Source organism: Jannaschia rubra (genome assembly GCF_001403735.1).
Taxonomy (GTDB): domain Bacteria; phylum Pseudomonadota; class Alphaproteobacteria; order Rhodobacterales; family Rhodobacteraceae; genus Jannaschia; species Jannaschia rubra.
Window position 1 is genome coordinate 1 of record NZ_CXPG01000023.1, and the last position, 21,510, is coordinate 21,510.

Consider the following 21,510-nt stretch of genomic DNA (forward strand, 5'->3'; position numbering starts at 1 on the left):
GGCGGCGCTGATGCTGGGCGGGATGGCCGCGCGCCGCGCGCTGCGCCGGATGCAGGAGGAGCGGCGGGGCGAGATGATCGCGGCGGCCGAGACGGCCTTCGCCCGGCTGACCGGCGGCGCCTGGACGCGGCTGGAGACCGAACCGGGCGAGCGGGGCGGCGAGGAGCTTTGGGCCATCGGCGACGGGCGGCGGGTCCGGATCGACGGGCTGTCCACGGGGACGCGGGGGCAGATCTACCTGGCGCTGCGGCTGGCCGGGCACGCGGGGTTCGTGGCACAGGCCGGGCCGCTGCCCTTCATTCTGGACGACGTGGCCGAGACCTTCGACGACACGCGGGCGCGGGCGACGCTGGACATGCTGGGCGAGTTGGGCGGACGGGGGCAGGCGATCCTGTTCACGCACCACCGGCATCTGGTCGACATGGCGCGCGCCGCGCTGCCCGGCGTGCGGGTCGAGAACCTGCCGCGGCGCTTGAACGGCGGGGCGTCCTGACCTATGTTGTTGACCAACACTTCGGAGGGCCGCCCCATGCAGATCAACGTGGCCGACGCCAAGGCCCATTTCGCCGACCTGATCCGCCGCGCCGAGGCGGGCGAGGAGATCGAGCTGACGCGCTATGGCCGGCCCGTGGCGCGGCTGGTGGCGCCCGCACCGGTGGGGCAGGGGGCGCTGGTGGGGTGTCTGAAGGGGCGGTTCACCCTGCCGAGCGACGCCGAGGATGCCGAGATGGATGCCGAGATCGCCGCCGCCTTCGGCGCATGAGGCTGCTTCTCGACACGCAGATCGTGCTCTGGAGCGTGCTGGACGACCCGCGCCTGACGCCCGCCTGCCGCGACGCGCTGTCGGACGGGGCCCATGCGCTGCACGTCAGCGCGGTGTCGGTCTGGGAGGTGGCGATCAAGACCGGGCTGGGCAAGCTGCGCGTGCCGCCGGAGTTGTGGGAAGCGGTGCGCGGCGCCGGGGTGTCGCCCCTGCCGATCACCTGGGCCCATGCGCGGGCGGTGGAGGGGTTGCCGCGGCTGCACGCCGACCCTTTCGACCGGATGCTGATCGCGCAGGCGCGGGTGGAGGGGATGGTGCTGATGAGCGCCGACGCCCAGATCGCCCGCTATGACGTGGCCCTTTTCGCGGGATGAGGCTGGACGGGCAGGGCGTCGCCCGCGACCACCGCGGGCGGAGCGAGGACGGCGAGCCGGTCCTTGCAGGCGACGTGGCCGAGGCTGGGCGCGAGGAGCGCGAGCAGGAGGATGTCGATCCACTTCATGCGGGCACGTCCCATGGGGCAGGCAGGGGGGCGCGGCACGGCGCCCCCCGGGATCGTCAGGCGAACAGGCCGTCGTTCGCCGCGGCGGTCAGGTCCGCCACGCTGAGGCCGGCGAGCAGGATCGAGGCGCCGTCGTCGTTTGCGGTCAGCAGCGCGCCACCCTCGGTATCCTCGGCCGCCAGGTCGTCGAGCGCCACGCCGCCGTCGAAGGCCAGCCTGTCGGCGCCGGTCTCGAAATCCGTGACGACGTCGTCGCCGAAGCCGCCCCGGGCGAAGACGAAGGTATCGTCGCCCGCGCCGCCGGTCAGGGTGTTGTCGCCACCGTTGCCGACCAACACGTCGTCGCCGCTGCCGCCCAGGGCGTCCTCGATGGCGGTGCCGCGCGCGATCGAGAGGTTGCCCCGGCCGCCGCCCACGTCGGAATAGGTCAGCGGGTTGAGGTCGATCACCTGATCGTCGGAATAGCCCGTGAGGTTCAGGCTGTCGCGGCCCCCCGAATCCACCAGCGTCAGGGCGACGGGGTTGTCGAACCGCGTGAAGTCGAGCCGCGCCTCGCCCGTGGTGTCGCCGAAGCCGTAGGTGGTGTCGCCCGTGCGCGTGTCGGTGGCCGCGCCGTACATGTCCTGCACCGCGATCACGTCGGCGGGCATGGGCGTGGTGGTGTAGCCGAAGCTCGCGTCGACGAAGGTGTTTGCGGTCTGCGAGAAGTAGGACATGACCGAGGCCTGCCAGCTGTCGTTCGCATAGGCGGCATCGCGGGGATAGTCGGCCGCGCCGTCGTAGGGTCCGCCGTGGCCCAGCCCCAGGGCATGGCCGATTTCGTGGACGTAGAGTCGGTAGCCTTGGCTGTCGACGTCGGTGCCGTAGCGGGCGAGCGTGTCGGTGCCGACGTTGACCTCCGCGCCGGTGATCTCACCCCCCCGGGTGGACCAGGAGGCGAAGGCGCCGTCCTCGTCGTCGTCGAAGGCGATCTGCGCGTCGCCGCGGGTTTCGACGAAGTCGATGCCGGTCACGTCGGTCCAGCTTTCCAGCGCCTCCCGCGCGAGGCGATGGCCGTCGCCGGTCAGCGCGGTGAGGTCGACGCCGATCGCGTCGTCGGGGCCGGTGTCGAACTGCCGCGCCGGGTCGGTGCCGGTGCGGAGGTAGTCGGCGATGCCGTCGAGGCCGAGCGGACCGCCGGGGGCGGAGAGCCGGTCGTCGCCGGCATGGTTGTGGGTATCGGGCATGGGATCATTCCTTTTCGAGTCGATCGAGACAGGCGACGGGCCTCCAGGCGAAGCGGTCCATCATGTCTTCGGTCAGGTCCGTGTCGGGGCATGGCACTACGCAGCGTGAGGAGGGTGAGGGGAAAGGATCGGTGTCATGCTGTCGCCTGACGGGGGCAGGGTGGGCCGGCGCACCGGGAAGGCGCATCGTGGGGCGGACCCTGCGCCGGGGCGCAGGGGGGCGGAACGGGCGTGGCCGGAGCGGGGGGTTTCCGGCGCCGGATCGCGGGGCGGGGGGTGCGCGGCGCGCGGCCGGGCGCCGGTCGAAGGCGGGGCGCCGCCGGGGGGCGAAACGGGCGTCTTTCCGCGCTGCGGCATGGGGCGGAGGGGGCGATTACGGGCGGTGTGCCGCCCGGTGCGCCGCGGACCCCTTGCGGGACAGGTCAGGCGGAGGCCACGGACCGGCGGAACAGCGCGAGCGCGACGCCGAGGAAGGCCGCGCCGAGGACGGCGACGAGCAGGAACTCCGGCCAGACGATGGACAGGCCCGCGCCGCGGTAGACCACCCCTTCGGCGAAGGCCATGTAGTGCCGCGAGGGCAGGAACCAGGTCAGGTATTGCAGCCACTGGGGCTGGCTTTCCACGGGGCTCATGCCGCCCGAGAGGATCATCATGGGCAGGACGGTGATGATGACCAGAAGCGCGAACTGCGACATGGTGCGCGCCACCGTGGCCAGAAGCACCCCCACGGCGGCGGCGGCGAACAGATAGACGAAGGTGCCCGACAGCAGGAGCGGCACCGACCCCGCGACCGGCACGCCGAGCGCCATCTGCACCACCAGCACCAGCGACAGGATGAAGGCCGCGAAGACCACCGCCGCGTTCGACAGCACCTTGGCCATGGCGATGTCGAAGGGGGTGATGGGCATCACGAGCAGGTGGCCGATGGTGCCGTGTTCGCGTTCGCGGATCAGCGCCGCGCCGGTCAGGATGATGGTGAGGATGGTGAGCCAGTTGAGGAGGCCCGACACGGCCTCGAACCAGGTGTTGTTGCCGTTGGGGTTGAAGGCGCGGTGCACCACGAGGTCAACCTGCGGCGCGGGCAGGGTGCCGCCCAGCGTGTCGCGCACGGCGCGCAGCAGGATCGATTCGACGTAGCCCGCCCCCACGGAGGCCTGCGACACGTCGGTGGCGTCGACGTTGAGCTGCACCACCGCCGCGCGGCCCCGCCGCAAGTCGGATTCGAGCCCGCGCGGCACCACGACGACGAAGGTATAGAGGTCGGCGTCCATCGCCGCGTCGATCTCGCTGCCCTCGATCAGGTCGGGGCGCTGGAACCAGGGGCCGTGCAGCGCGTCCTGCATGGCGCGCGACAGGGCGGAGCGGTCGTTGTCGACGAAGGCCACGGCGGCGTTGTTCACCGATTCGCCCGCGGCGTTCGATTGCAGGTAGATGCCCGGCCCGAAGGCATAGACCACGAGGCCCAGCAGCAGGACGTCGCGGAGGATGCCCAGGATCTCCTTGCGGGCGAGCCACCAGATATTGCCGAGCGCGCGTCGCATCATGCCTCCTGCTTTTTCAGCAGGAGCAGCGCGGGGGCGATGAAGACGGGGATGAAGACCGCGATCCAGAGAAGATTGTGCGCCAGCCCGTCCCAGCCCAGCCCCTTGGTGAAGGCGCCGACGCTGGTCTGCATGTAGTAGCGCGTGGGCCAGGCCGAGCCGATGAGGCGGGCGCCGCCTTCGAGCGTCTCGACCGGCTGCATCATGCCCGAGAAGATGACCGTGGGCATCATCGAGATGACCATGGTGGCGAAGACCGCCGCGACCTGCGTGGTCGTGAAGACCGACACGAGGAGCCCGAAGCCGGTGGACGCCAGCAGGTAGAGAACCGCTGCCAGCGTCAGCACCGACAGGCTGCCGGTGAGGGGGACGCCGAAGAGGAAGACCGCCATCGCCGTCATCAGCGCGAAGTTCACGAGGCCGATCCCGAGGTAGGGAAGCTGCTTGCCGCCCATGAACTCGACCCGGCGGGTGGGGGTGACGTGGAAGTTGGTGATGGTGCCGATCTCGCGCTCGCGCGCGACGGAGATGGCCATGAGGATCGCGGGAAACATCATCAGGAGCATCGCGGGGACCGAGGGCGCGATGGCATAGATGCTGTCCACCGTGGGGTTGTAGCGCCAGCGGGTCTGCACGTCGACGCCGCCCGCGCCGGGGCGCGCGCCTTCGGCGAGGTAGCTTTGATGCCCGCCCCGGACGTAGCCTTCGACGATGCCCGCGCGCTGCGTGTTGGCGCCGTCGATCCAGGCCTGCGCCTCGACCGGGCGGCCCTGGCGGATGGCGCGGCCGAAGTCGGGCGGGATGTCGAGAACCATGGTCGTGTCGCCCGCCCGGAGCCGCCGGACCAGCGCGTCGGTATCGGCCACGGGGGGCATGGGCAGGAAGTAGGGCGAGGCCTCGAAGGTCTGGAGGTAGGCGCGGCTTTCGGGGCTGCGGTCCTGGTCGAGGACGGCGAACTTCATGTCCTCCACGTCCATCGAGATGCCGAAGGCGAAGATCAGCATGAGGATGACCGTGCCGCCGAAGGCGAAGACGAGGCGGATGGGGTCGCGCAGGATCTCGACCGTCTCGCGCCCGGCGTAGGCCAGCGCGCGGGTCAGCGCGGCGGAGGCGCCGCTGCGGGTATCCTGCCCGGCGGGGCCCATCTCGATGCCGCGCGCGGCGCGGGCCGCCGCCTCGGCCCCGCCGCCGTCGGCCTGTTCGATGAGGGCGATGAAGGCCGCCTCCAGGTCGCCGTCGCCGTGACGGGCGGCGATTTCGGCCGGGGGGCCTTCGTCGAGGACCTTTCCCGCGTGCATCAGCGCCATGCGGTCGCAGAGCGCGGCCTCGGACATGAAGTGGGTCGAGACGAAGATCGTCACCCCGTCGTCGCGCGACAGCCCGGCGAGGATGCGCCAGAAGGCGTCGCGCGCCATCGGGTCCACGCCCGAGGTGGGTTCGTCCAGGATCAGGACCTCGGGTCGGTGGATGACGGCCACGGCGAGCGACAGCCGCTGGCGCAGCCCGAGCGGCAGGTCGCCCGCCCCCGCGTCGGCATGATCGGACAGGTCGAACCGGTCGAGCAGGTCGGCGATGCGGTCGCGCGTCTGCCGCGCGTCGAGGCGGAACAGCCGGGCGTGGAGGGCGAGGTTCTCGCGCACGGTCATGTCGCCGTAGAGCGAGAAGGCCTGCGACATGTAGCCCACGCGCGCGCGGCCGCCGATGTCGGTGGCGTCGACCGGCTGCCCGAAGAGCGACACGTCGCCTTCGGTCGCGGGCATAAGGCCGGTCAGCATCTTCATCGTCGTGGTCTTGCCCGAGCCGTTCGAGCCGATGAAGCCGTAGATCTCGCCCCGGGGAATGTCGAAGCTGACCGTATCGACGGCGGTGAAATCGCCGAAGCGGCGGGTCAGGTCGCGGGCGGCGATGGCGGTCTCGCCGCCGTGGTCGGGCCGGGGCGGCATGGTCAGGGGCGGGCGGTCGTCGCGCGCCCCGTCGGGCAGGAGGGCGGTGAAGGCACGCTCCAGCGTCTCCTCGCCCGTCCGCTTGCGAAGCTCCTCGGCGCTGCCCCGGCCCAGGACGCGGCCGTGCCACATGGCATGGAGGGTGTCGAAGCGCCCCGCCTCGTCCATGTAGGCGGTCGAGACGAGGACGCCCATGTCGGGGCGGCTGTCGCGGATGGCGTCGATCAGGGTCCAGAACTGCCGCCGCGACAGGGGATCGACGCCGGTGGTGGGCTCATCCAGGATCAGGAGGTCGGGGTCGTGGATCAGCGCGCAGCAGAGGCCCAGCTTCTGCTTCATGCCCCCCGAGAGCTTGCCCGCCGGGCGGTCGGCGAAAGGGTCGAGCCGGGTGGCGCGCAGCAGCGCGTCGATGCGCGCGCGGCTGTCGGCGTCGCGCAGGCCGAAGAGGCGGCCGAAGAAGCGCAGGTTCTCCATCACCGACAGCGTCATGTAGAGGTTCTGGCCCAGCCCCTGCGGCATGTAGGCGATGCGGGGGAAGACCGCGGAGCGGTGCCGCGCGTCGCGGAGCGAGCCGCCGAGAACCTCGATCTCGCCCTCCTGCATCCGGCGGGCACCCGCGACGAGGCCCATGAGCGTGGATTTCCCGGCCCCGTCAGGCCCCACCAGCCCGACGATGCGCCCCGGCGGCACGTCGAGCGTGACGCCGTCCACAGCCAGCGTGTCGCCGTAGCGGTGGATCACGTCGCGGACCTGGACGACGGGGGCGGCCACGGGGTCAGTCGGCCCGAACGGGCGGGGGCGTCGGGGCGAGGTCGGCGGGCCAGGGCGCGTCGGACCCGGCGAGCCGCACGGTGGCGGTGCCGCGCATCCCCGTCTTCACGTAGGCGATGTTGTCCTCGATCAGTTGCTGGGGCACGCGCAGGCGGACGCGGAACATGAGGTCGGCGCGCACGTCCTGCGTCTCGACGTGTTCGGGGGTGAACTGCGCCTCGGGCGAGACGAAGCTGACGGTGGCGGGAAGCACGAGGCCCAGCCCGTCGAGCCTTATGCGCGCCTCCGCGCCCAAGGCCAGGCGAGCGGTCTGTTCGGTGGGCAAAAACACCTCCATGTAGACGCGCGACAGGTCCACCAGCGTCACGACGCGGCCGCCGGCGGCGATGACCTCGCCCGGCTGGGCCAGGCGGTAGAGGACGCGGCCCTGCACCGGCGCGGTCAGGGTGGCGTCGTCGATCCGGCTCTGGATCTCACGCGCCTGGGCGCGGGCGGCGTCGGCGGCGCGCTGCGCGGCGGTGAGGCTGGCGCGGGCGGCATCGGCCCCGGCGGCGGCGGAGGACAGCTCCGACCGGGCGCGGTCGACGGCTTCCTCGGTGCCGACGTTGCGGGTGCGCAGGGTCTCGGCCCGGTCGTATTCGGTCTGGGCCAGGTCGCGGGCGGCGTCGCGCTGGTCGATCATGGCGCGGGCCTGCTGGATCTCGCTCTCGGCGCGGGCGACGTCGGCCTCGGCACGGGCGAGCTGCGCCTCCAGCGTGTCGGTGTCGATGCGCGCGAGGACGTCGCCCGCCGCCACGAGGTCGCCTTCGTCCGCCGAGATCTCCGCGATGCGGCCCGCGATCTGCGATGCGACGTCGATCAGGTCGGCCTCGACCCTGCCGTTGCCGGTGGCGAAGGCGGCGGGGCCGACCTCCGGGCGGGTGAGCCACCACCAGGCGCCGCCGCCGAGCGCGAGGAGCAGGACGATGCCGCCGATGATGAGCGTTCTTCGGGACATGGTGCCTCCGGCCGTCGATTCGGTTCGGGGTCCAGACTGGCGCGCCGGGGCGGGCCCGCATTGATCGGGGTCAAAGGCGGTAGAATTCCGCCGCCGTGCCGCCGAAGACCATCGCGCGTTCGGCCGGGACGAGGTCGGCGGTCAGCGTTTCCGCCGCGGCCAGCCAGTCGTCATAGGACGCGCGCAGGCGGCAGACGGGCCAGTCCGATCCCCACATGATGCGCGAGGGCCCGAACTCGGCCAGGAGATGCTCCGCCACCGGGCGCAGGTCGTCGACCGTCCAGTCCGGCCCCGCCTCGGTCACGAGGCCCGAGAGCTTGACCCGCGCGTCGGTCTCACGCGCGAGGCGGGTCATGTTGGCGGCCCAGTCGGTCAGGTCGCCGCCCCGGATGCCGGGCTTCATCGCGTGGTCGATGACGGTCCGCATCGGGTGGCGGTCGAGCAGGCGGCGGAAGTTGTCGAGGTGGCGGGGAAAGCCGAGCGCGTCGAAGGTCAGGTCCATGTCCGCGATGGCGGCGAAGCCCCATTGCACCGACGCGCCCAGCATCCAGTCGGGGTCGGGGATGTCCTGGATCATCGGGCGGACGCCGCGAAACGCCGGATGCCGGGCCAGCCGGTCGAGGGTCGCGCGGTCGCCCGCGTCGTCGAAATCGACCCAGCCCACGACGCCCGCGACCCAGGGCGTCGCATCGGCCAGCCCCAGCATGTAGTCGGTTTCCGCCACCGTGGGCGCGGCCTGCACGAGGACCGTGCGGTCGATGCCGTGCGCGGCCAGATGGGGCGCGAGGTCGGCGGGGGCATAGGGGCGGTTCAACAGCGGCTCCTCCTCCGGCATCCAGTCGTAGTCGCCGCGGAGGGGCTGCCAGAGGTGGTGGTGGGCGTCGATCTTCATGTCAGGGGCTTCATGTGGGGGCATCCTCGCGCATCAGCCCCTCGGCCTTGAGGTCGGACCAGAGGGCGGCGGGAATGTCGGCGGTGGCGGCGCGGAGGTTGCTTTCCATCTCGGCCACGCCCTGCCCGCCGGGGATGACCGAGACGGTGCAGGGGTGCAGGAGCGGAAAGCGGAAGGCGGCATCGACGAGGCGAACGCCGTGGCTGTCGCAGACACGTTCGATCGCGGCCACGCGGTCGAGGATGGGCTGCGGCGCGGTGTCGTAGTCGTAGAAGGCGCCGGGCCGTGCGCCGGTGGCGAGGATGCCGGAGTTGTAGGGCCCGCCGGTGACGATGCCGATGCCGCGCGCCTCGGCCAGCGGCAGGAAGGAGGTCAGCGCCTCCTGCTCCAGCAGGGTGTAGCGGCCGGCGAGGAGGAACAGGTCGAAGTCGCCGCGCCGGGCGAGTTGTTCGCAGACCTGCCATTCGTTGACGCCCGCGCCGAAGGCCGCGATGGCGCCTTCGCCGCGCAGCCGTTCCAGCGCGTGATAGCCGCCGGCCATGAGTTGATCGACCTTGGCATCGACGTTGGCGCGGCTGCCCTGATTGGGGACGTCGATGTCGTGGACGAACAGAACGTCGATGCGGTCGACGCCCAGACGCTCGAAACTGGCATCGAGGGAGCGCAGGATGCCGTCGTGGCTGTAGTCGTAGATTTCGCGCCGGTTGGGAACGTCGAACCATTTGCCGATCCCGTCGCGGGTGTCGGCGGTGGCGGGGCGCAGGATGCGGCCGACCTTGGTCGAGAGAACATAGTCACCCCGCGGCTTGTCCCGCAGGAAGCGGTTGAGGCGTGTTTCCGAAAGCCCCATGCCGTAGAGCGGCGCGGTGTCGTAATACCGCACCCCCGCCTGCCACGCCCGGTCGAGGATGGCGTCGGCGTCGTCGTCCGAAATCGCGCGGTAGAGGTTGCCCAGGGGTGCCGTGCCGAAGCCCAGTTCGGTGAAGGTCAGCCCGCCGTTCCCCAGCCTGTCCCAGTGTCGCGTCGCCAGTGCCATCGCCCGCCCCCCTACTTCACCGCGCCCGCGGCCATTCCCTTGATGATGTAGCGTTCCAGCACGATCCCGATCAGGATGAGCGGCAGGATCGCGGCGAACGACAACGCGGCCATGGACCACCAACTGATCCCCTGCGACCCGGTCTGGCTGGCCACCATGACGGGCAGGGTGTTGGCGTGGGTCGAGGTCAGGAGGGCCGCGAAGAAATATTCGTTCCACGTCAGCACCAGCGACAGGATGAAGGCCGCGACCATGCCCGGCGCCGCGATGGGCAGCACGATGGTCAGGAAGGCGCCCCAGATGCCGAGGCCGTCGACCATCGCCGCCTCCTCCAGCTCGGTCGGAATGGCGCCGAACTGGTCGCGCATGATCCAGATGACGATGGGCAGGACGGTGAGGGTATAGAGGAGGATGAGGCCGATCCGGCTGTCGAGCAGGTTAAGCGATTTGTAGAGGACGAGGAAGGGCAGGGCGAGGACGACGGGCGGCAGGATGAGCTGCGACAGGAAGAAGAACCCGATGTCGCCGTTCCGCATCGGCCCGAAGCGGTAGTCGAAGCGCGACAGGCCGTAGGCCGCCATCGCCCCGAGCGCGGTCGCGAGCACCGATGCCGAGACCGAGACGATGACCGAGTTCCAGAAGCGCTTGAGGAATTCGTCGCGCACCGTGCTGACCTGCCCGATGGTGTCGGGCGAGAGGCCGAGCGCGCGCCAGCCGAGGCGCTTGGGTTCGAAATCGACCCAGGGGATCATGTTGCCCTGCATCACGTCGGGCGCGGCCTTGAAGCTGGTGGTGACGGTCCAGTAGATCGGGAACAGGCAGACCACGGCCCAGAGGATGAGGAGCGCGTAGATGCCCGCGCGCCCCAGGACGAACCCCGGCCGGAAGGCGCGGTCGACGGCGTGGTCGCGGAAGATCTGCGGCCCGTCGGTCATCCGTGCGGCCGGGTCCAGCGATCGGTGAGCTTCATCGCCCCGGTCATGGCGACGACGATCAGCACGAGGTAGATGAAGGCCAGCATCGTGCCGTAGCCCACGTTGCTGCGGTCGCGGTATTCGCGGAAGATGAAGCTGGTCACGGTGTCGGTGGCGCCCCCCGGCCCGCCCGCGGTGATGTTGATGACGATATCCGCGAGCTTCAGCTTGAAGATGATGCGGATGAGGATGGCGGTGATCGAGACCGGCAGCATCAGGGGAAAGGTGACTTCCCAGAAGCGGCGCCAGGGGGTGGCGCCATCGACGCGGGCGGCCTCCGACAACTCCCGCGGGACGGCCTGGAGGCCGGCCAGAAGCATGATCATCATGAAGGGGATGTAGGTCCAGGCGTCCATGACCATGATCATCGCGCGTGCGATCTCGGGCGAGCCGAAGAAGCTGGGCGTGTCCCAGCCGAGGCTGCGCGCGAGGCGGGCCATGGGACCGAAGCGCGGCTCGAACATGGACTTGCCGACCATCCAGGAGACGGCCACGGGCGACAGCATCAGCGGCAGCAGGAAGGCCACGCGGAAGAACTTGCGCCCCCTGATCTGCGCGTTGAGGAGGAGGGCGAGGCCGAAGGCGATGACGTATTCGACCGCGATGGCGGCGATGTACCAGACCATGTTGAGGAGCGCGTTGAGGTAGAACGGGTCGTTCCAGGCCTGCCGCAGGTTGTCGAGCCCGTTGAATTGCCGCCCCGTGGGGGAGGCCAGGTTCCAGTCGCTGAGCGCGATGCCGATGCCGAAGATCAGGGGGAAGACGACCATCGCGCCCACGAAGATCGCGGCGGGAAGGACGAAAAGCGCGCGTTTCCCCATCTCGCCCCGCCGCACCACCTGCGACCAGCACAGAAGCGTGGCGAAGGCCGCGAAGGCATAGAGCGTCGGCCGCCAGTCGCGGAACCCCGCGTCGATGCGCCCCGCCTGGTCGAGCCACTGCAGCGCCGCGACGCCGAGGAGGAGCGCGAGCCCGCCCCAGACCATCGCCCGCCCGGCGAGCAGGCGGGCGGGAGTGATGCGGTCTTCGGTCACGATGTGCAGCGCCATGGCGCGACGTTAGCGGGCGGGTGCCGGTCTGCCTAGCCGGTTTGGAGCGTCAGTCCGCCCCGCCGGTGCCCCCGCCTTCGGCATCCGCGTCCCAGAACAGCTCGCAGCGTTCCTTGCACCGCTCGTTGAGCATGTCGCGCTGCGCCGCGGTGGCGAAGACCGCGGCCTGCCCGCAGATGCCGCCCGCGCCCGCGGCCTCCAGCAGCAGCGCTCCGAGGGACGAGACGCCGAAGGTCTCCGGCCCGAGGGTGAGGCCCGCGGTCAGCAGGCCCGCGCCGCAGAGATAGGTGGCGTTGAAGTTGTTGAACGACTCCAGCATCTCCTCGCAGTCGTCGCAGCGTTCCTTGCAGGCCTCCAGCGTGGGGCGGTTCATCAGCGCCGTCTCGCTGCACGAGGGGCCGGAGGCCACGGCGTCGGGGCGCGCGGTCAGGCTCAGGACGGCGATGCGCCGGTCGCGGTTCACCTGCGCCAGAAGGGGCGCCGCGGCGGCCCGGCCGGGCACCGGGGTCGCGTCGATGTCGATGCCGGGGCAGTTGGGCGCCGAGGGGTGGGAGACGCAGTTCAGGACGGGGACGAGGCCGCCCACGGCATGTTCCTGCGCGCCGCCGGTGCCGGTCCCGCCGTCGTCGTCGGGGTCGTTCGCCGCGTCCCAGTCGTGGATGGACTGGGGGATGGCGGCCTCGGCCTCGGCCACGGTGGCGAGCCATTCGGCCTGTGTCGGATAGAACCCCAGGTGGTGCGTGTCGGGCGAGTTGAACGCCTGTTCCATCCCGTCGACCAGCACCGGGCCCCAGTACATCAGGGTGGCGAAATCTGTCTCCGACAGGGTCACGCCGGCCGACCCGCCGACCCGCTGGGCCAGGTGCGCGTCGATCCAGAGCGTGACCGACCCGAAGGCACCGGGCGGGGAGTCGTAGATCCAGCGGAACTTCGGCGTGGCGAGGCCGCCGGTGGCGGAGGTGATCTCGACCACCAGTTGCCGGTGGTCGACGCCCTCGCCCTGATAGACGGCGGCGCAGGCGAGCTGGCCGCAGTTGAGGGCATCGACGTCGTAGACATCGGCGGCGGCGGGCGCGGTCGGACACAGCGCGGCAAGCGCGCCGAACCCGAGGTGGCGGAGGATGCGGAGCATGGCGGATTCCTGCGTGGTGCCGGGCCATCATACCACGAAACGCGCCTTTTCCGGCCGGCTTCCGGCAAGCCGTTGACCCAAGGGAAACTTCGGGCGGTCGCGGCGCGCGAATCGCGCCTGCGGCCTCAGCGGGCCAGGCGTTCGATGGCGCGGCGGGCGAGGGTGGAATAGGGCGGGACGAGGAGGCGCGTCCAGCGGCCGGAGGCCACGGTCATCACCCCGCGTTCGTGGCTGAACTCCGCCAGCCCCCGGTCGCCGTGATAGGCGCCCATGCCGGAGGTGCCGATCCCGCCGAAGGGCAGGTCGTGCGCGGCGAGATGCAGGATCGTGCCGTTGATCGTGGCCCCGCCCGACCGGATGCGGGCGACGAGCGCGCGGGCCTGCCCGGCATCCCGACCGAAGGCATAGAGGGCGAGGGGCGGTTGGCCGGCGTTCACCTGCGCCACCGCGTCGTCGGGGCTGTCGTATTCGAGGATCGGCAGGACGGGGCCGAAGATCTCCTCGGTCATCAGGCGGCCGCCCTCGGGCGGGTTCAGGACGACGGCGGGCGCCATCCGGCCGGGCAGGTCGGTGTCGAGGGCGCGCACCTCGCCCCCCTCGGCCAGCATGTCGCGCAGGCGGTCGCCGTGGTCCGCGTCGATGAGCGCGGTGTAGTCGTCGGGGTTCTCGAGAAAGCCCCGCGCGACGTCGAGCATCGCCCGGGCCCAGCGGTCTGCCGTGCCGCGCGGCACGAGGAGGTAGTCGGGCGCCACGCAGGTCTGCCCGGCGCTGAACCACTTGCCCCAGCCCGCGAGGGGGGCGTGGGTGTCGGGGTCGGCGTCGGGCATCATGATGCAGGGGCTCTTGCCGCCGAGTTCGAGCGTCACGGGCGTGAGGTTTTCCGCCGCCGCCTGCGCCACCAGCCGCCCCGTCGCGGTGGAGCCGGTGAAGAACAGGTGATCGAAGGGCAGGGCGGAGACGGCGCGGGCGACGTCGGGGCCGCCGGTGACGACCGTCGCCTCGTCCGGGGGGAAGACCTCGGCCACGATCCGCGCCAGCAGGTCGGAGGTGGCGGGCGTCCGCTCCGACGGCTTGAGCAAGGCGCGGTTGCCTGCGGCGATGGCGGTGGCGAGCGGCACGAGCGCCAGTTGCACCGGGTAGTTCCAGGGCGAGAGGATGCCCGCGACGCCCTTTGGTTCGCGCCAGACCTCGGTCCGGGCGGGCAGGGGGCGCAGGACGCGGGAGCGGTGTGGCTTGGCCCAACCGGGCAGGCGGCGGGTCAGGTGGCGGATGGCCTCACGCGTGAAGGCGATCTCGGCCACGCCCGTTTCCATGGCGGAGCGGTGGCCGAAGTCCTGCGACACGGTGCGGGCCACTTCGTCGTGGCGGTCCGAAAGGGCGGTGGAGAGCGCGCGCAGGCGGTCGATCCGGGCGGACACCGGCGGCACCGCGTCGAGCGAGAAGGCCGCGCGCAGGGTGGCGAAGGGGATTGCGGGATCCGTCATTGGAAATCGTACCTCCGTCCGCGCCAGACCGCCTGCCGCCCGCGCCGCGCGCCGATGAGGGCGGACCACTGGATCGCGAGGGTGAGGGCGACGCCCGCCGGATGCAACAGGACCGACAGCCAGGATTGCCGCACCCGCAGGGCCAGCACCGCGCGGGCCGACAGGACCAGCGCGATGGCGAGGGCCGAGAGCGCGGCGGCCCATCCGGCCCCCGCGGCCCCCGCGGCGGGCAGCAGGAGCCAGGGCAGGATGTGCCCCCCCCCGAGCAGCACGGTCCAGACGGGCAGGGCCACGGGTTTGGCCATGCCTTCGGTCGCGTTCTTGGTGAAGCCGGAGCGGATGTCGGCCCAGTTGTCGTACATCCGGCAGGAGGCGAGCGGCGTCGCATCGACGATGTCGGTGGAGCCGCCCGCGCGGCGGACGTTGCGCGGCATGTTCAGCCCGTCGTGCATGAGGTGCGCGAAGCGGGCATGGCCGCCGGCGCGCCCGTAAGCCCCGGCGCGCACCATCAGGAGCTGGCCGCAACCGGCGGCGAAGGCGGGCGCGTCGGAGCGTCGCGCCATCCAGAGCGGCAGGTAGCCCAGGAGGACGACGAGGATCTGGGGGATCGCGACCTTTTCGATCAGGGTGCGGGTGATCTGGTGCGGGAAGCCCGACACGAGGTCGAGGCCCCGGCGGTCGAGATGGGCGCAAAGGCGCGCGGCGGCGTCCGGGGCCAGGCGGACGTCGGCATCGACGAAGAGGAACGTCTCGTGGCGCGCGTGCTGGGAAAGCTGGTGGCAGGCGTGCTGCTTGCCGTTCCAGCCGTCCGGCAGGGGCGCGCCCTGCGCCAGCCGGACGCGGGGGTCGCGGGCGGCACGGTCGGCCACGATGGCGGCGGTCGCGTCGGTGGAGCCGTCGTCGAGGACGACGAGTTCCACCGTCACGCCGGTCTGCGCGAGCGCCGCGTCGATGGCCGCGGGCATGTTCGCGGCCTCGTCGCGCGCGGGGATGAGGATGGAGATGCGGGGGGTGCCGTCGGGGGACCCTTCGGGCGCGCGGAAGATCGACAGGTTCGCCAGCGTCACCGCTGCGTAGAGCACGGCCAGCCCGAAGGCGACGAACGCCAGGACGGTCAGGACGACGGCGGTCATTCGCCCGACTCCGGCAGGTGTTCGGGGCGGTAGGAGCGACCCCGGATGCGCGCGCGAAGGCGCGACCAGCCGCCGTAGATGCCCCCCACCCCGACGCGCCCGCCGAGGATGGTATCGAAGGCGGCGGGGGACCGGGCCTTCGCGCGCGCGGCCAGCGCATTTGCGGTGTCCTGAAGCGCCTGTTCGAGGCGTTCGTGCGTCGCCTCGGCCGCCGGTATGGCGTCGCCGAAGGCCGCGAGTGCCTCGGGGCGTTTCTCGGACCAGAAGGGGTATTCGAGGGCCACGGGAACGGCCAGCGCCTGCGGCGCGCGCGACAGCAGGCGGGACAGGCCGCGTTGCAGTTCGACCGGCGTGCGCGGGTCGGCGAAATGGCCCTGCGCGGTCAGCCAGAGGACATGCGCCGGGTCCGACAGGATGTGGCCGCCCACGCGCAGCAGGCGCGCGGCGCCCGAGGTGGTGCCCGGCTCGATCCCGAAGATGCCGATGCGGCGCATGAAGCGGTACCGCTCCAGCGCCCGCGCCTCCATCGGGCCGAAGCTGCACCGGCCCGGCAAAAGGGCGGCGGAGAGGACGATGTAGAACGCCGGATCCCACCAGGAGGGGTGGTTGGAGAAGAAGACGACCGGGCGGTCGTCCGGCAGCGCGGGAAGCCCCGGCTCTGCCACGCGGACGGCGCGGAAGGCGCGGCGCATCTGACGCTGCATCACGCCGTCGAAGAACCGCACCATCGCGGGCGAGCGCAGCGCGACCGGATCGCCCGCGGGCCCGGTCACTCCGCCGCCACGCGGGCGTTCCCCCGCGCGTCGCCGTCGAGGCTGTCGGCGGCGATCCACCCGGACATGAGGGCCATGGGCATCCCCGGCCCCGGATGCGCCGACCCGCCGGCCAGGTAGAGGCCGCGCACCTGCCGCGAGCGGTTGCCCGGCTTGAAGGCGCCCAGCACCTTGCCGTGGCTCGCCAGCCCGTAGATCGCGCCGTCGAGGACGTTGTAGCGGTCGTGGATGTCCTGCGGCGTCAGGACGCGCTCGGTGACGATGCGGCTCTCGATATCCTCCATCCCCGCGCTGCGCCCCAGCTTGTCGAGGATGGTGCGGCGGTAGTCGGGCAGCATCTTGGACCAGTCCTGCCCCGGATGCAGGTAGGGGGTGTGGACGAGGACATAGAGCGCCTCGCCCCCCTCGGGCGCCACATCCGGCTCGGTGCGGGCGGGGGCGGCGACATAGGCGGTCGGGTCGGGGGCCGGGCGCCCCTCGTCGTAGATGGCGCCGAACTCCTCCTCCGGGTCGCGCGAGAAGACGAAGTTGTGATGCGCGAGGTGGTCGTAGGCGCGGTCGAGCCCGAGGTAGAGCACGACGCCGGAGCACGCGGGCTCCCGCTTGCGGCCCCTCGCGAAATCGCGCCAGACGTCGCCGCCGATCAGGTCGCGGTAGGTGCGGACCGAATCCATGTTGCTGACGACACGGTCGAAGGCCATCCGCTCGCCCCCCGCGACCACCGCGGTGGCGCGGCGGCCCTCGGTCTCGATCGCGGTGACGTCCGCGCCGGTGCGGATGTCCACGCCCAGCTCCTCCGCCAGCCGCGTCAGCGCGAGGGGGACGGCGCGGGTGCCGCCCATGGGATACCAGACGCCCTCGCCCAATTGCATCTGCGCGATGCCGCAGAGGACGGCGGGCGAGGCGAGGGGGGAGGAGCCGACATACTGGATGAAGTGCTCCAGCATCTGCGCCACGCGTTTGTCGGAGATGTCGCGCTTGATCTGGCCCGCGACGGTGCGGTGCATCCGGAGCGCCATGACGTCGCGCAGCGTGTCGAGCGTCATGTTCTGCTTGAGGTCCATCGTGTCGCGCAGGTCTTCCACCGACTTCCAGAAGAAGAACCTGTCGGAGACGTCCGACAGGCGCGAGGCCACGGCCATGAAGCGGTCGAAGCCTTCGGCCGCGTCGGGGGCCAGCTTCGCGATCTCTGCACGGGAGGCGGCCATGTCGTCGCGCAGGTCGAGGACGGTGCCGTCGTCGTAGAAGCAGCGCCACTGCGGGTCGAGGCGCCGCAGGTCGAGATAGTCGGCCATGTCGCGCCCGGCCTCGGCGAACACGCGCTCCAGCACGCGGGGCATGGTCAGGATGGTGGGGCCCATGTCGAAGCGGAAGCCCCGATCCTCGTGCAGCGCGGCCTTGCCGCCCAGCCAGTCGTTCCGCTCCAGAAGCGTGACCTTGTGGCCCCGCGCGGCCAGCGTGCAGGCGGCGGCCAGACCGCCCAGCCCCGCGCCGATGATGCCGACGTCGCTCATTCCGCAGCCTCCCTTTCCCTGTCGGGTATCGCATAGTCAGCGGGGTCGAGCCCCATGTCGTCGCCCGCCAGCCGCGCGGCGATCTTGGCGCTTTCGAAGATCGTGGGCAGGCCCGACCCCGGATGCGTGCCGCCCCCCGTCAGATAGACGCCGTCCACGTCCTCGAACCGGTTGCGCGGGCGGAAGTGGAGCATCTGCCCCAGGTTGTGCGCCAGGTTGAAGGTCGCGCCGCGGTGGATGCCCATCTGCGCCTGCCAGTCGGCGGGGGTCAGCATCCGCTCCGTCCGGATGCGCGGCCGGATGTCGTGGCCCGACAGGCGCGACACGCGGTCGAGCACCTTCTCGCGGTAGGCGGGGGCGATGGCGGGCCAGTCCACCTTGCCCGAGAGGTTGCCGGTGGGCACGAGGATGTAGAGCGTCGAATGCCCCTCCGGCGCCAGCGTCGGGTCGGTCACGCCCGCGTTCTGGACGTAGATCGTGGGTTCCTCGGGAGCGAGGCCCGCGTCGATCTCGCGGATGTTCTCCTGATAGTCGTCGGACATGAAGATCGTGTGATGGGCCAGATCGTCAAGCCGCCCCTCGATGCCGAGATACAGCATGAAGGTCGAGCAGGAGTACTTCTTGGCGGCGATCCTGGCATCGGTCCAGCGCTTGCGCCGGGCATCGGGGATGAGGCTGGGGATCGTGCCGGCGAAGTCGCCGTTCACGACCACGGCATCCGCCGGGATCGTGCCCGTTTTCGTGCGCACCGAGGTCGCGCGCCGGCCGTCGAAGCCGATCTCCTCCGCCGGCTCCGACAGGCGGATGTCGACGCCCATCTCGGTCGCGATCCGGGCCATCGCCTGCGGAATGGCGTTGCAGCCGCCGATGGGATGAAACACGCCGTGGCCGTATTCGACATGGGCGATGATGGTGAACAGCGACGGGCACTTGAACGGCGACATGCCGAGATATTTCGACTGGAAGCTGAAGGCGAGCCGCAGGTCGGGGTCGCGGAACCAGCGCTTCAGGTCGGTGTCCACGCTGGACCAGGGGCGCAGGTTCGGCAGGGCGGCCAGCATGTCGCGCCGCATCAGGTCGCCCAGACCCAGAAAGGGGCGTTGCAGGATCGGGATGAAGCTGTCGAACTTGGTCGCGTTGGTTTCAAGATAGCGGCGCACGTTCGGCGCGTCTTCGGGCGACAGGCGCGCGGCCTCGGCCGTCAGGCGGTCGATGTCGGCGGTCGCGTCGAAGGTGCGGCCGTCGTCGAACTGCAACCGGTACATCGGGTCGAGACGGCGCAGGTCGACCTCTGCGTCGAGGTCGCGCCCGCAGGCGGCGAAGATCTCGCGCAGGACCTGGGGATAGAGATAGAAGGTCGGACCGTAGTCGAAGGTGAAGCCGTCCTGCGTGAACCCGGCGGTGCGCCCGCCCACGCGGTCCGACCGCTCCAGCACGGTCACATCGGCCCCCGCCGCGCGCAACAGCATGGCGGAGGCGAGCCCACCCGGACCGGCCCCGATCACCACGGCGCGACGTCCCACCGGATCGTTCATCATGTTCACTGAAAATACCTCATGTTGACGGTTATGGTGCCGTCGCCTTCCACGGCAAGCGCCGCGTCGCCGAAACGGGGTGGGCCGCGGCGCATCGGCGCATCGCGCGAGAAGCCGAGCCCTTCGAGCGGCAGCAGCCGCAGGCGGCGGTCGAGCTTGTCGTTCGCGTTCTCGTCGTGGATCGCCTGCACCGCATAGATGCCGGGGGGCAGCCCGCGGATCGTCGCGGCCCCCTCGGACGCGGGCGCGCGGGCGGTGAACGGGCAGTCGGCGGTGGTGAACCGTGCCTCGTCGCAGGCCGCGACGAGGATCTGGCCTTCGGTGGAGCGCAGGTTCGCGATCTCGACGCGCAGGTCCGCCGCGACGGCCGGAACGGCGACGGTGAGCAGCGACAGGGTCAGAATGGTGTGCATCGGCTTGGCCCTTTCCTCATCTTACGGCAGACCTAGAACAACGGTTTGAGGAATCACGCGAAGACGGCGGGTGATCGCGCGGAATTGCGCCGCGGAGGGGAGGGCGTCATGGGAGAGACCGTTGCCGATCGCATCCGCGATGCCGGGACCGAGAACTTTCCGGTCGCATCGCGCCTGCTGACGGGGCGCAAGCGCGGGGCGGTCATGGCCTTCTATCGCTACGCCCGCGCCGCCGACAACGTGGCGGACGATGCCGATCTGGCGGCCGCCGTGAAGCTTTCCGAGCTCGACGCCTTCGAGGCGGGGCTGGACGGCGACCCGGACGGTCGGCCGGAGGCGCTGGCGCTGCGCTCGGCGCTGGCCGACCGACCGGAGGCCCTGGCCGAAGCGCGCCGTCTGCTGGGAGCCTTCCGGCAGGACGCGCGGGGTGCCTGCTATGCCACGTGGGACGACCTGCGGGCCTATTGCGCGATGTCCGCCGACCCGGTGGGGCGGTTCCTCCTGGCGCTCCACGGCGAGGACAGGCGCGTGGCGGCGCTGTCGGACCCGCTGTGCACCGCATTGCAGGTTCTCAACCACCTTCAGGACCTGGCCGAGGACCGTGCCCGGTTGGGCCGGGTCTATCTGCCCGCCGACTGGCTGGAGGAAGCCGGCGCGCGGCCCGAAGATCTGTCGGAGCCGCGCCTCACCCCCGAACTTTCCCGCGTCGTGACCCGGACGCTCGACACCTGCGCCACGCTCCTGAACCGCGCCGCGCCCCTGCCGGGGGCGATCCGATCGCGGGGGCTGCGCGGGCAGGCGGCAGCGACGCTGTGGCTCGCCCGGCGGCTTTGCCAGCGGTTGCGGCGGGGCGATCCGTTGGCCCGTCGCGTGGCGCTGTCGCGGGCGGATGTCCTGCGCGCGGGCGCCGTGGGCCTGACCCATGCGGCGCGGAGGCCCCGGTGACGGGTCTGTCGTCGGCGGACCGGGCCAGCGATCGCCGGGCGGACCGGGCGGTGGTCCGCTCCATCGTCGCCGCCTCCGGATCGTCCTTCGCCTTGGGAATGAGCATCCTTCCCCCCGTCCGGCGCGACGCGATCCGCGCGGTCTATGCCTTCTGCCGCATCGTCGACGACATCGCGGACGGCGATTCCCCCATGGGCACGGACCCGGCCGCCTGCGCGGCCGCGCTCGACGCCTGGGAGGAGGAGATCGTGCGCGCCCACGGCGGCATCCCGCGCACCGCCGTCGGCGCCGAGCTTGCGCGCGCCATCGACCGCCACGACCTGCCGCAGGCGGAGTTCCTGCTGCTGCTCGACGGGATGCGGATGGACGCGGCCTGCATCGTCGCCCCGAGCGGGGAGATGCTGACCGCCTATATCCGCCGGGTCGCGGGATCGGTCGGCGTCCTGTCGATGCATTGCTTCGGCGCCTGGCGCGGCCATTCGTCGGAGCGGTTCGCCCTGTCGCTGGCGCGGGGCCTGCAACTGACCAACATCCTGCGCGACGTGGCCGAGGACGCGCGCCGCGGGCGTCTCTACCTGCCCGCGCATGTCCTGCGGGGGGCGGGTCTGCCCGACGATCCGAAGGCGGCCGTGGACCATCCGGCCCTGCCGCGCGCCCGTGCGATCCTCGGCCGCGAGGCGCGCGCCGCCTATGCGGAGGCCGCGCTGGAGATCCCGTCGCACAGCCGCGCGCGGCTGCTGCCCGCGCTGATGATGATGGGGCCCTACGAGCGGCTGCTCGGCCGGATGGAGGACGACTGGACGGTCGTGCCGCCCCGGCGGTCCGGCGTGGGCAAGCTGATCGACGGTACGCGGCGCGTCCTCGCGCGGGGGGGCTGACCTGACCGG

The 21,510-nt window shown here is 71.5% G+C and carries 21 protein-coding genes; 5 read left to right on the forward strand and 16 right to left on the reverse strand.

All coding sequences use genetic code 11. From position 1 onward, the window contains the following. The 3 genes from JAN5088_RS18975 to JAN5088_RS16495 all read left to right on the forward strand — a co-directional run. On the forward strand, positions 1-493 hold a 493-nt coding region (locus tag JAN5088_RS18975; RefSeq protein WP_055683939.1), incomplete at its 5' end, for an ATP-binding protein. A gap of 36 nt (positions 494-529) precedes the next feature. Then, positions 530-763: a type II toxin-antitoxin system Phd/YefM family antitoxin gene (locus tag JAN5088_RS16490; protein ID WP_055683940.1), complete on the forward strand. Its 234-nt coding sequence runs from the start codon at positions 530-532 to the stop codon at positions 761-763. After that, positions 760-1,137: a type II toxin-antitoxin system VapC family toxin gene (locus JAN5088_RS16495; protein WP_055683941.1), complete on the forward strand. Its 378-nt coding sequence runs from the start codon at positions 760-762 to the stop codon at positions 1,135-1,137. The genes JAN5088_RS16490 and JAN5088_RS16495 overlap by 4 nt, the downstream gene beginning before the upstream one ends. Here JAN5088_RS16495 and JAN5088_RS18980 read toward each other — a convergent pair. The 16 genes from JAN5088_RS18980 to JAN5088_RS16570 all read right to left on the reverse strand — a co-directional run bounded on the left by JAN5088_RS18980 (position 1,110) and on the right by JAN5088_RS16570 (position 19,678). Further along, positions 1,110-1,265 carry a hypothetical protein gene (locus JAN5088_RS18980; protein ID WP_158448506.1) on the reverse strand — a complete coding sequence of 52 codons (156 nt, stop codon included), beginning with the start codon at positions 1,263-1,265 and terminating at the stop codon, positions 1,110-1,112. The genes JAN5088_RS16495 and JAN5088_RS18980 overlap by 28 nt on opposite strands. A gap of 56 nt (positions 1,266-1,321) precedes the next feature. After that, positions 1,322-2,491, reverse strand: coding sequence for a M10 family metallopeptidase C-terminal domain-containing protein (locus tag JAN5088_RS16500; RefSeq protein ID WP_055683942.1), 1,170 nt, complete (start codon positions 2,489-2,491; stop codon positions 1,322-1,324). A 422-nt stretch (positions 2,492-2,913) separates the two neighbouring features. Next, positions 2,914-4,032 (reverse strand): ABC transporter permease, encoded by a 1,119-nt coding sequence (locus JAN5088_RS16505; protein WP_055683943.1) that lies wholly within the window; start codon positions 4,030-4,032, stop codon positions 2,914-2,916. Next, positions 4,032-6,746: a ribosome-associated ATPase/putative transporter RbbA gene (gene rbbA, locus JAN5088_RS16510; protein WP_055683944.1), complete on the reverse strand. Its 2,715-nt coding sequence runs from the start codon at positions 6,744-6,746 to the stop codon at positions 4,032-4,034. Before rbbA ends, JAN5088_RS16505 begins: the two co-directional genes overlap by 1 nt. A 4-nt stretch (positions 6,747-6,750) precedes the next feature. After that, a complete protein-coding gene (locus JAN5088_RS16515) occupies positions 6,751-7,743 on the reverse strand; it encodes an HlyD family secretion protein (protein WP_055683945.1) in 993 nt (330 codons plus the stop codon). Between the two features lie 70 nt (positions 7,744-7,813). After that, complete coding sequence (locus JAN5088_RS16520) at positions 7,814-8,635, reverse strand: amidohydrolase family protein (RefSeq protein ID WP_055683946.1); 822 nt, start codon at positions 8,633-8,635, stop codon at positions 7,814-7,816. Positions 8,636-8,645: 10 nt separating this feature from the next. Beyond that, positions 8,646-9,671, reverse strand: coding sequence for an aldo/keto reductase (locus JAN5088_RS16525; RefSeq protein WP_143114935.1), 1,026 nt, complete (start codon positions 9,669-9,671; stop codon positions 8,646-8,648). Positions 9,672-9,682: 11 nt separating this feature from the next. Further along, on the reverse strand, positions 9,683-10,606 hold the full coding sequence (locus JAN5088_RS16530; RefSeq protein WP_055683947.1) for a carbohydrate ABC transporter permease: 924 nt from the start codon (positions 10,604-10,606) through the stop codon (positions 9,683-9,685). After that, complete coding sequence (locus JAN5088_RS16535) at positions 10,603-11,694, reverse strand: carbohydrate ABC transporter permease (RefSeq protein WP_055683948.1); 1,092 nt, start codon at positions 11,692-11,694, stop codon at positions 10,603-10,605. Before JAN5088_RS16535 ends, JAN5088_RS16530 begins: the two co-directional genes overlap by 4 nt. Positions 11,695-11,743: 49 nt before the next feature. Further along, positions 11,744-12,826: a hypothetical protein gene (locus tag JAN5088_RS16540; RefSeq protein WP_055683949.1), complete on the reverse strand. Its 1,083-nt coding sequence runs from the start codon at positions 12,824-12,826 to the stop codon at positions 11,744-11,746. 125 nt (positions 12,827-12,951) lie between these two features. Next, a complete protein-coding gene (locus JAN5088_RS16545; protein WP_055683950.1) occupies positions 12,952-14,310 on the reverse strand; it encodes an aldehyde dehydrogenase family protein in 1,359 nt (452 codons plus the stop codon). Beyond that, positions 14,307-15,443 (reverse strand): glycosyltransferase family A protein, encoded by a 1,137-nt coding sequence (locus JAN5088_RS16550; RefSeq protein ID WP_082430079.1) that lies wholly within the window; start codon positions 15,441-15,443, stop codon positions 14,307-14,309. The genes JAN5088_RS16545 and JAN5088_RS16550 overlap by 4 nt, the downstream gene beginning before the upstream one ends. Continuing rightward, entirely contained in the window at positions 15,440-16,216 is a 777-nt protein-coding gene (locus JAN5088_RS16555; RefSeq protein ID WP_233489832.1) for a lysophospholipid acyltransferase family protein, read from the reverse strand. The genes JAN5088_RS16550 and JAN5088_RS16555 overlap by 4 nt, the downstream gene beginning before the upstream one ends. Further along, complete coding sequence (locus JAN5088_RS16560) at positions 16,213-17,730, reverse strand: phytoene desaturase family protein (protein ID WP_055683951.1); 1,518 nt, start codon at positions 17,728-17,730, stop codon at positions 16,213-16,215. Before JAN5088_RS16560 ends, JAN5088_RS16555 begins: the two co-directional genes overlap by 4 nt. After that, positions 17,727-19,268, reverse strand: coding sequence for a phytoene desaturase family protein (crtI, locus tag JAN5088_RS16565; RefSeq protein WP_055683952.1), 1,542 nt, complete (start codon positions 19,266-19,268; stop codon positions 17,727-17,729). The genes JAN5088_RS16560 and crtI overlap by 4 nt, the downstream gene beginning before the upstream one ends. A 2-nt stretch (positions 19,269-19,270) precedes the next feature. Continuing rightward, positions 19,271-19,678 carry a DUF2141 domain-containing protein gene (locus JAN5088_RS16570; protein ID WP_055683953.1) on the reverse strand — a complete coding sequence of 136 codons (408 nt, stop codon included), beginning with the start codon at positions 19,676-19,678 and terminating at the stop codon, positions 19,271-19,273. 108 nt (positions 19,679-19,786) lie between these two features. On the opposite strand from JAN5088_RS16570, the gene JAN5088_RS16575 reads away from it, so the two are divergent. Then, complete coding sequence (locus JAN5088_RS16575) at positions 19,787-20,623, forward strand: squalene/phytoene synthase family protein (protein ID WP_055683954.1); 837 nt, start codon at positions 19,787-19,789, stop codon at positions 20,621-20,623. After that, positions 20,620-21,501 carry a squalene/phytoene synthase family protein gene (locus JAN5088_RS16580; RefSeq protein WP_233489833.1) on the forward strand — a complete coding sequence of 294 codons (882 nt, stop codon included), beginning with the start codon at positions 20,620-20,622 and terminating at the stop codon, positions 21,499-21,501. The genes JAN5088_RS16575 and JAN5088_RS16580 overlap by 4 nt, the downstream gene beginning before the upstream one ends. Positions 21,502-21,510: the final 9 nt, after the last annotated feature.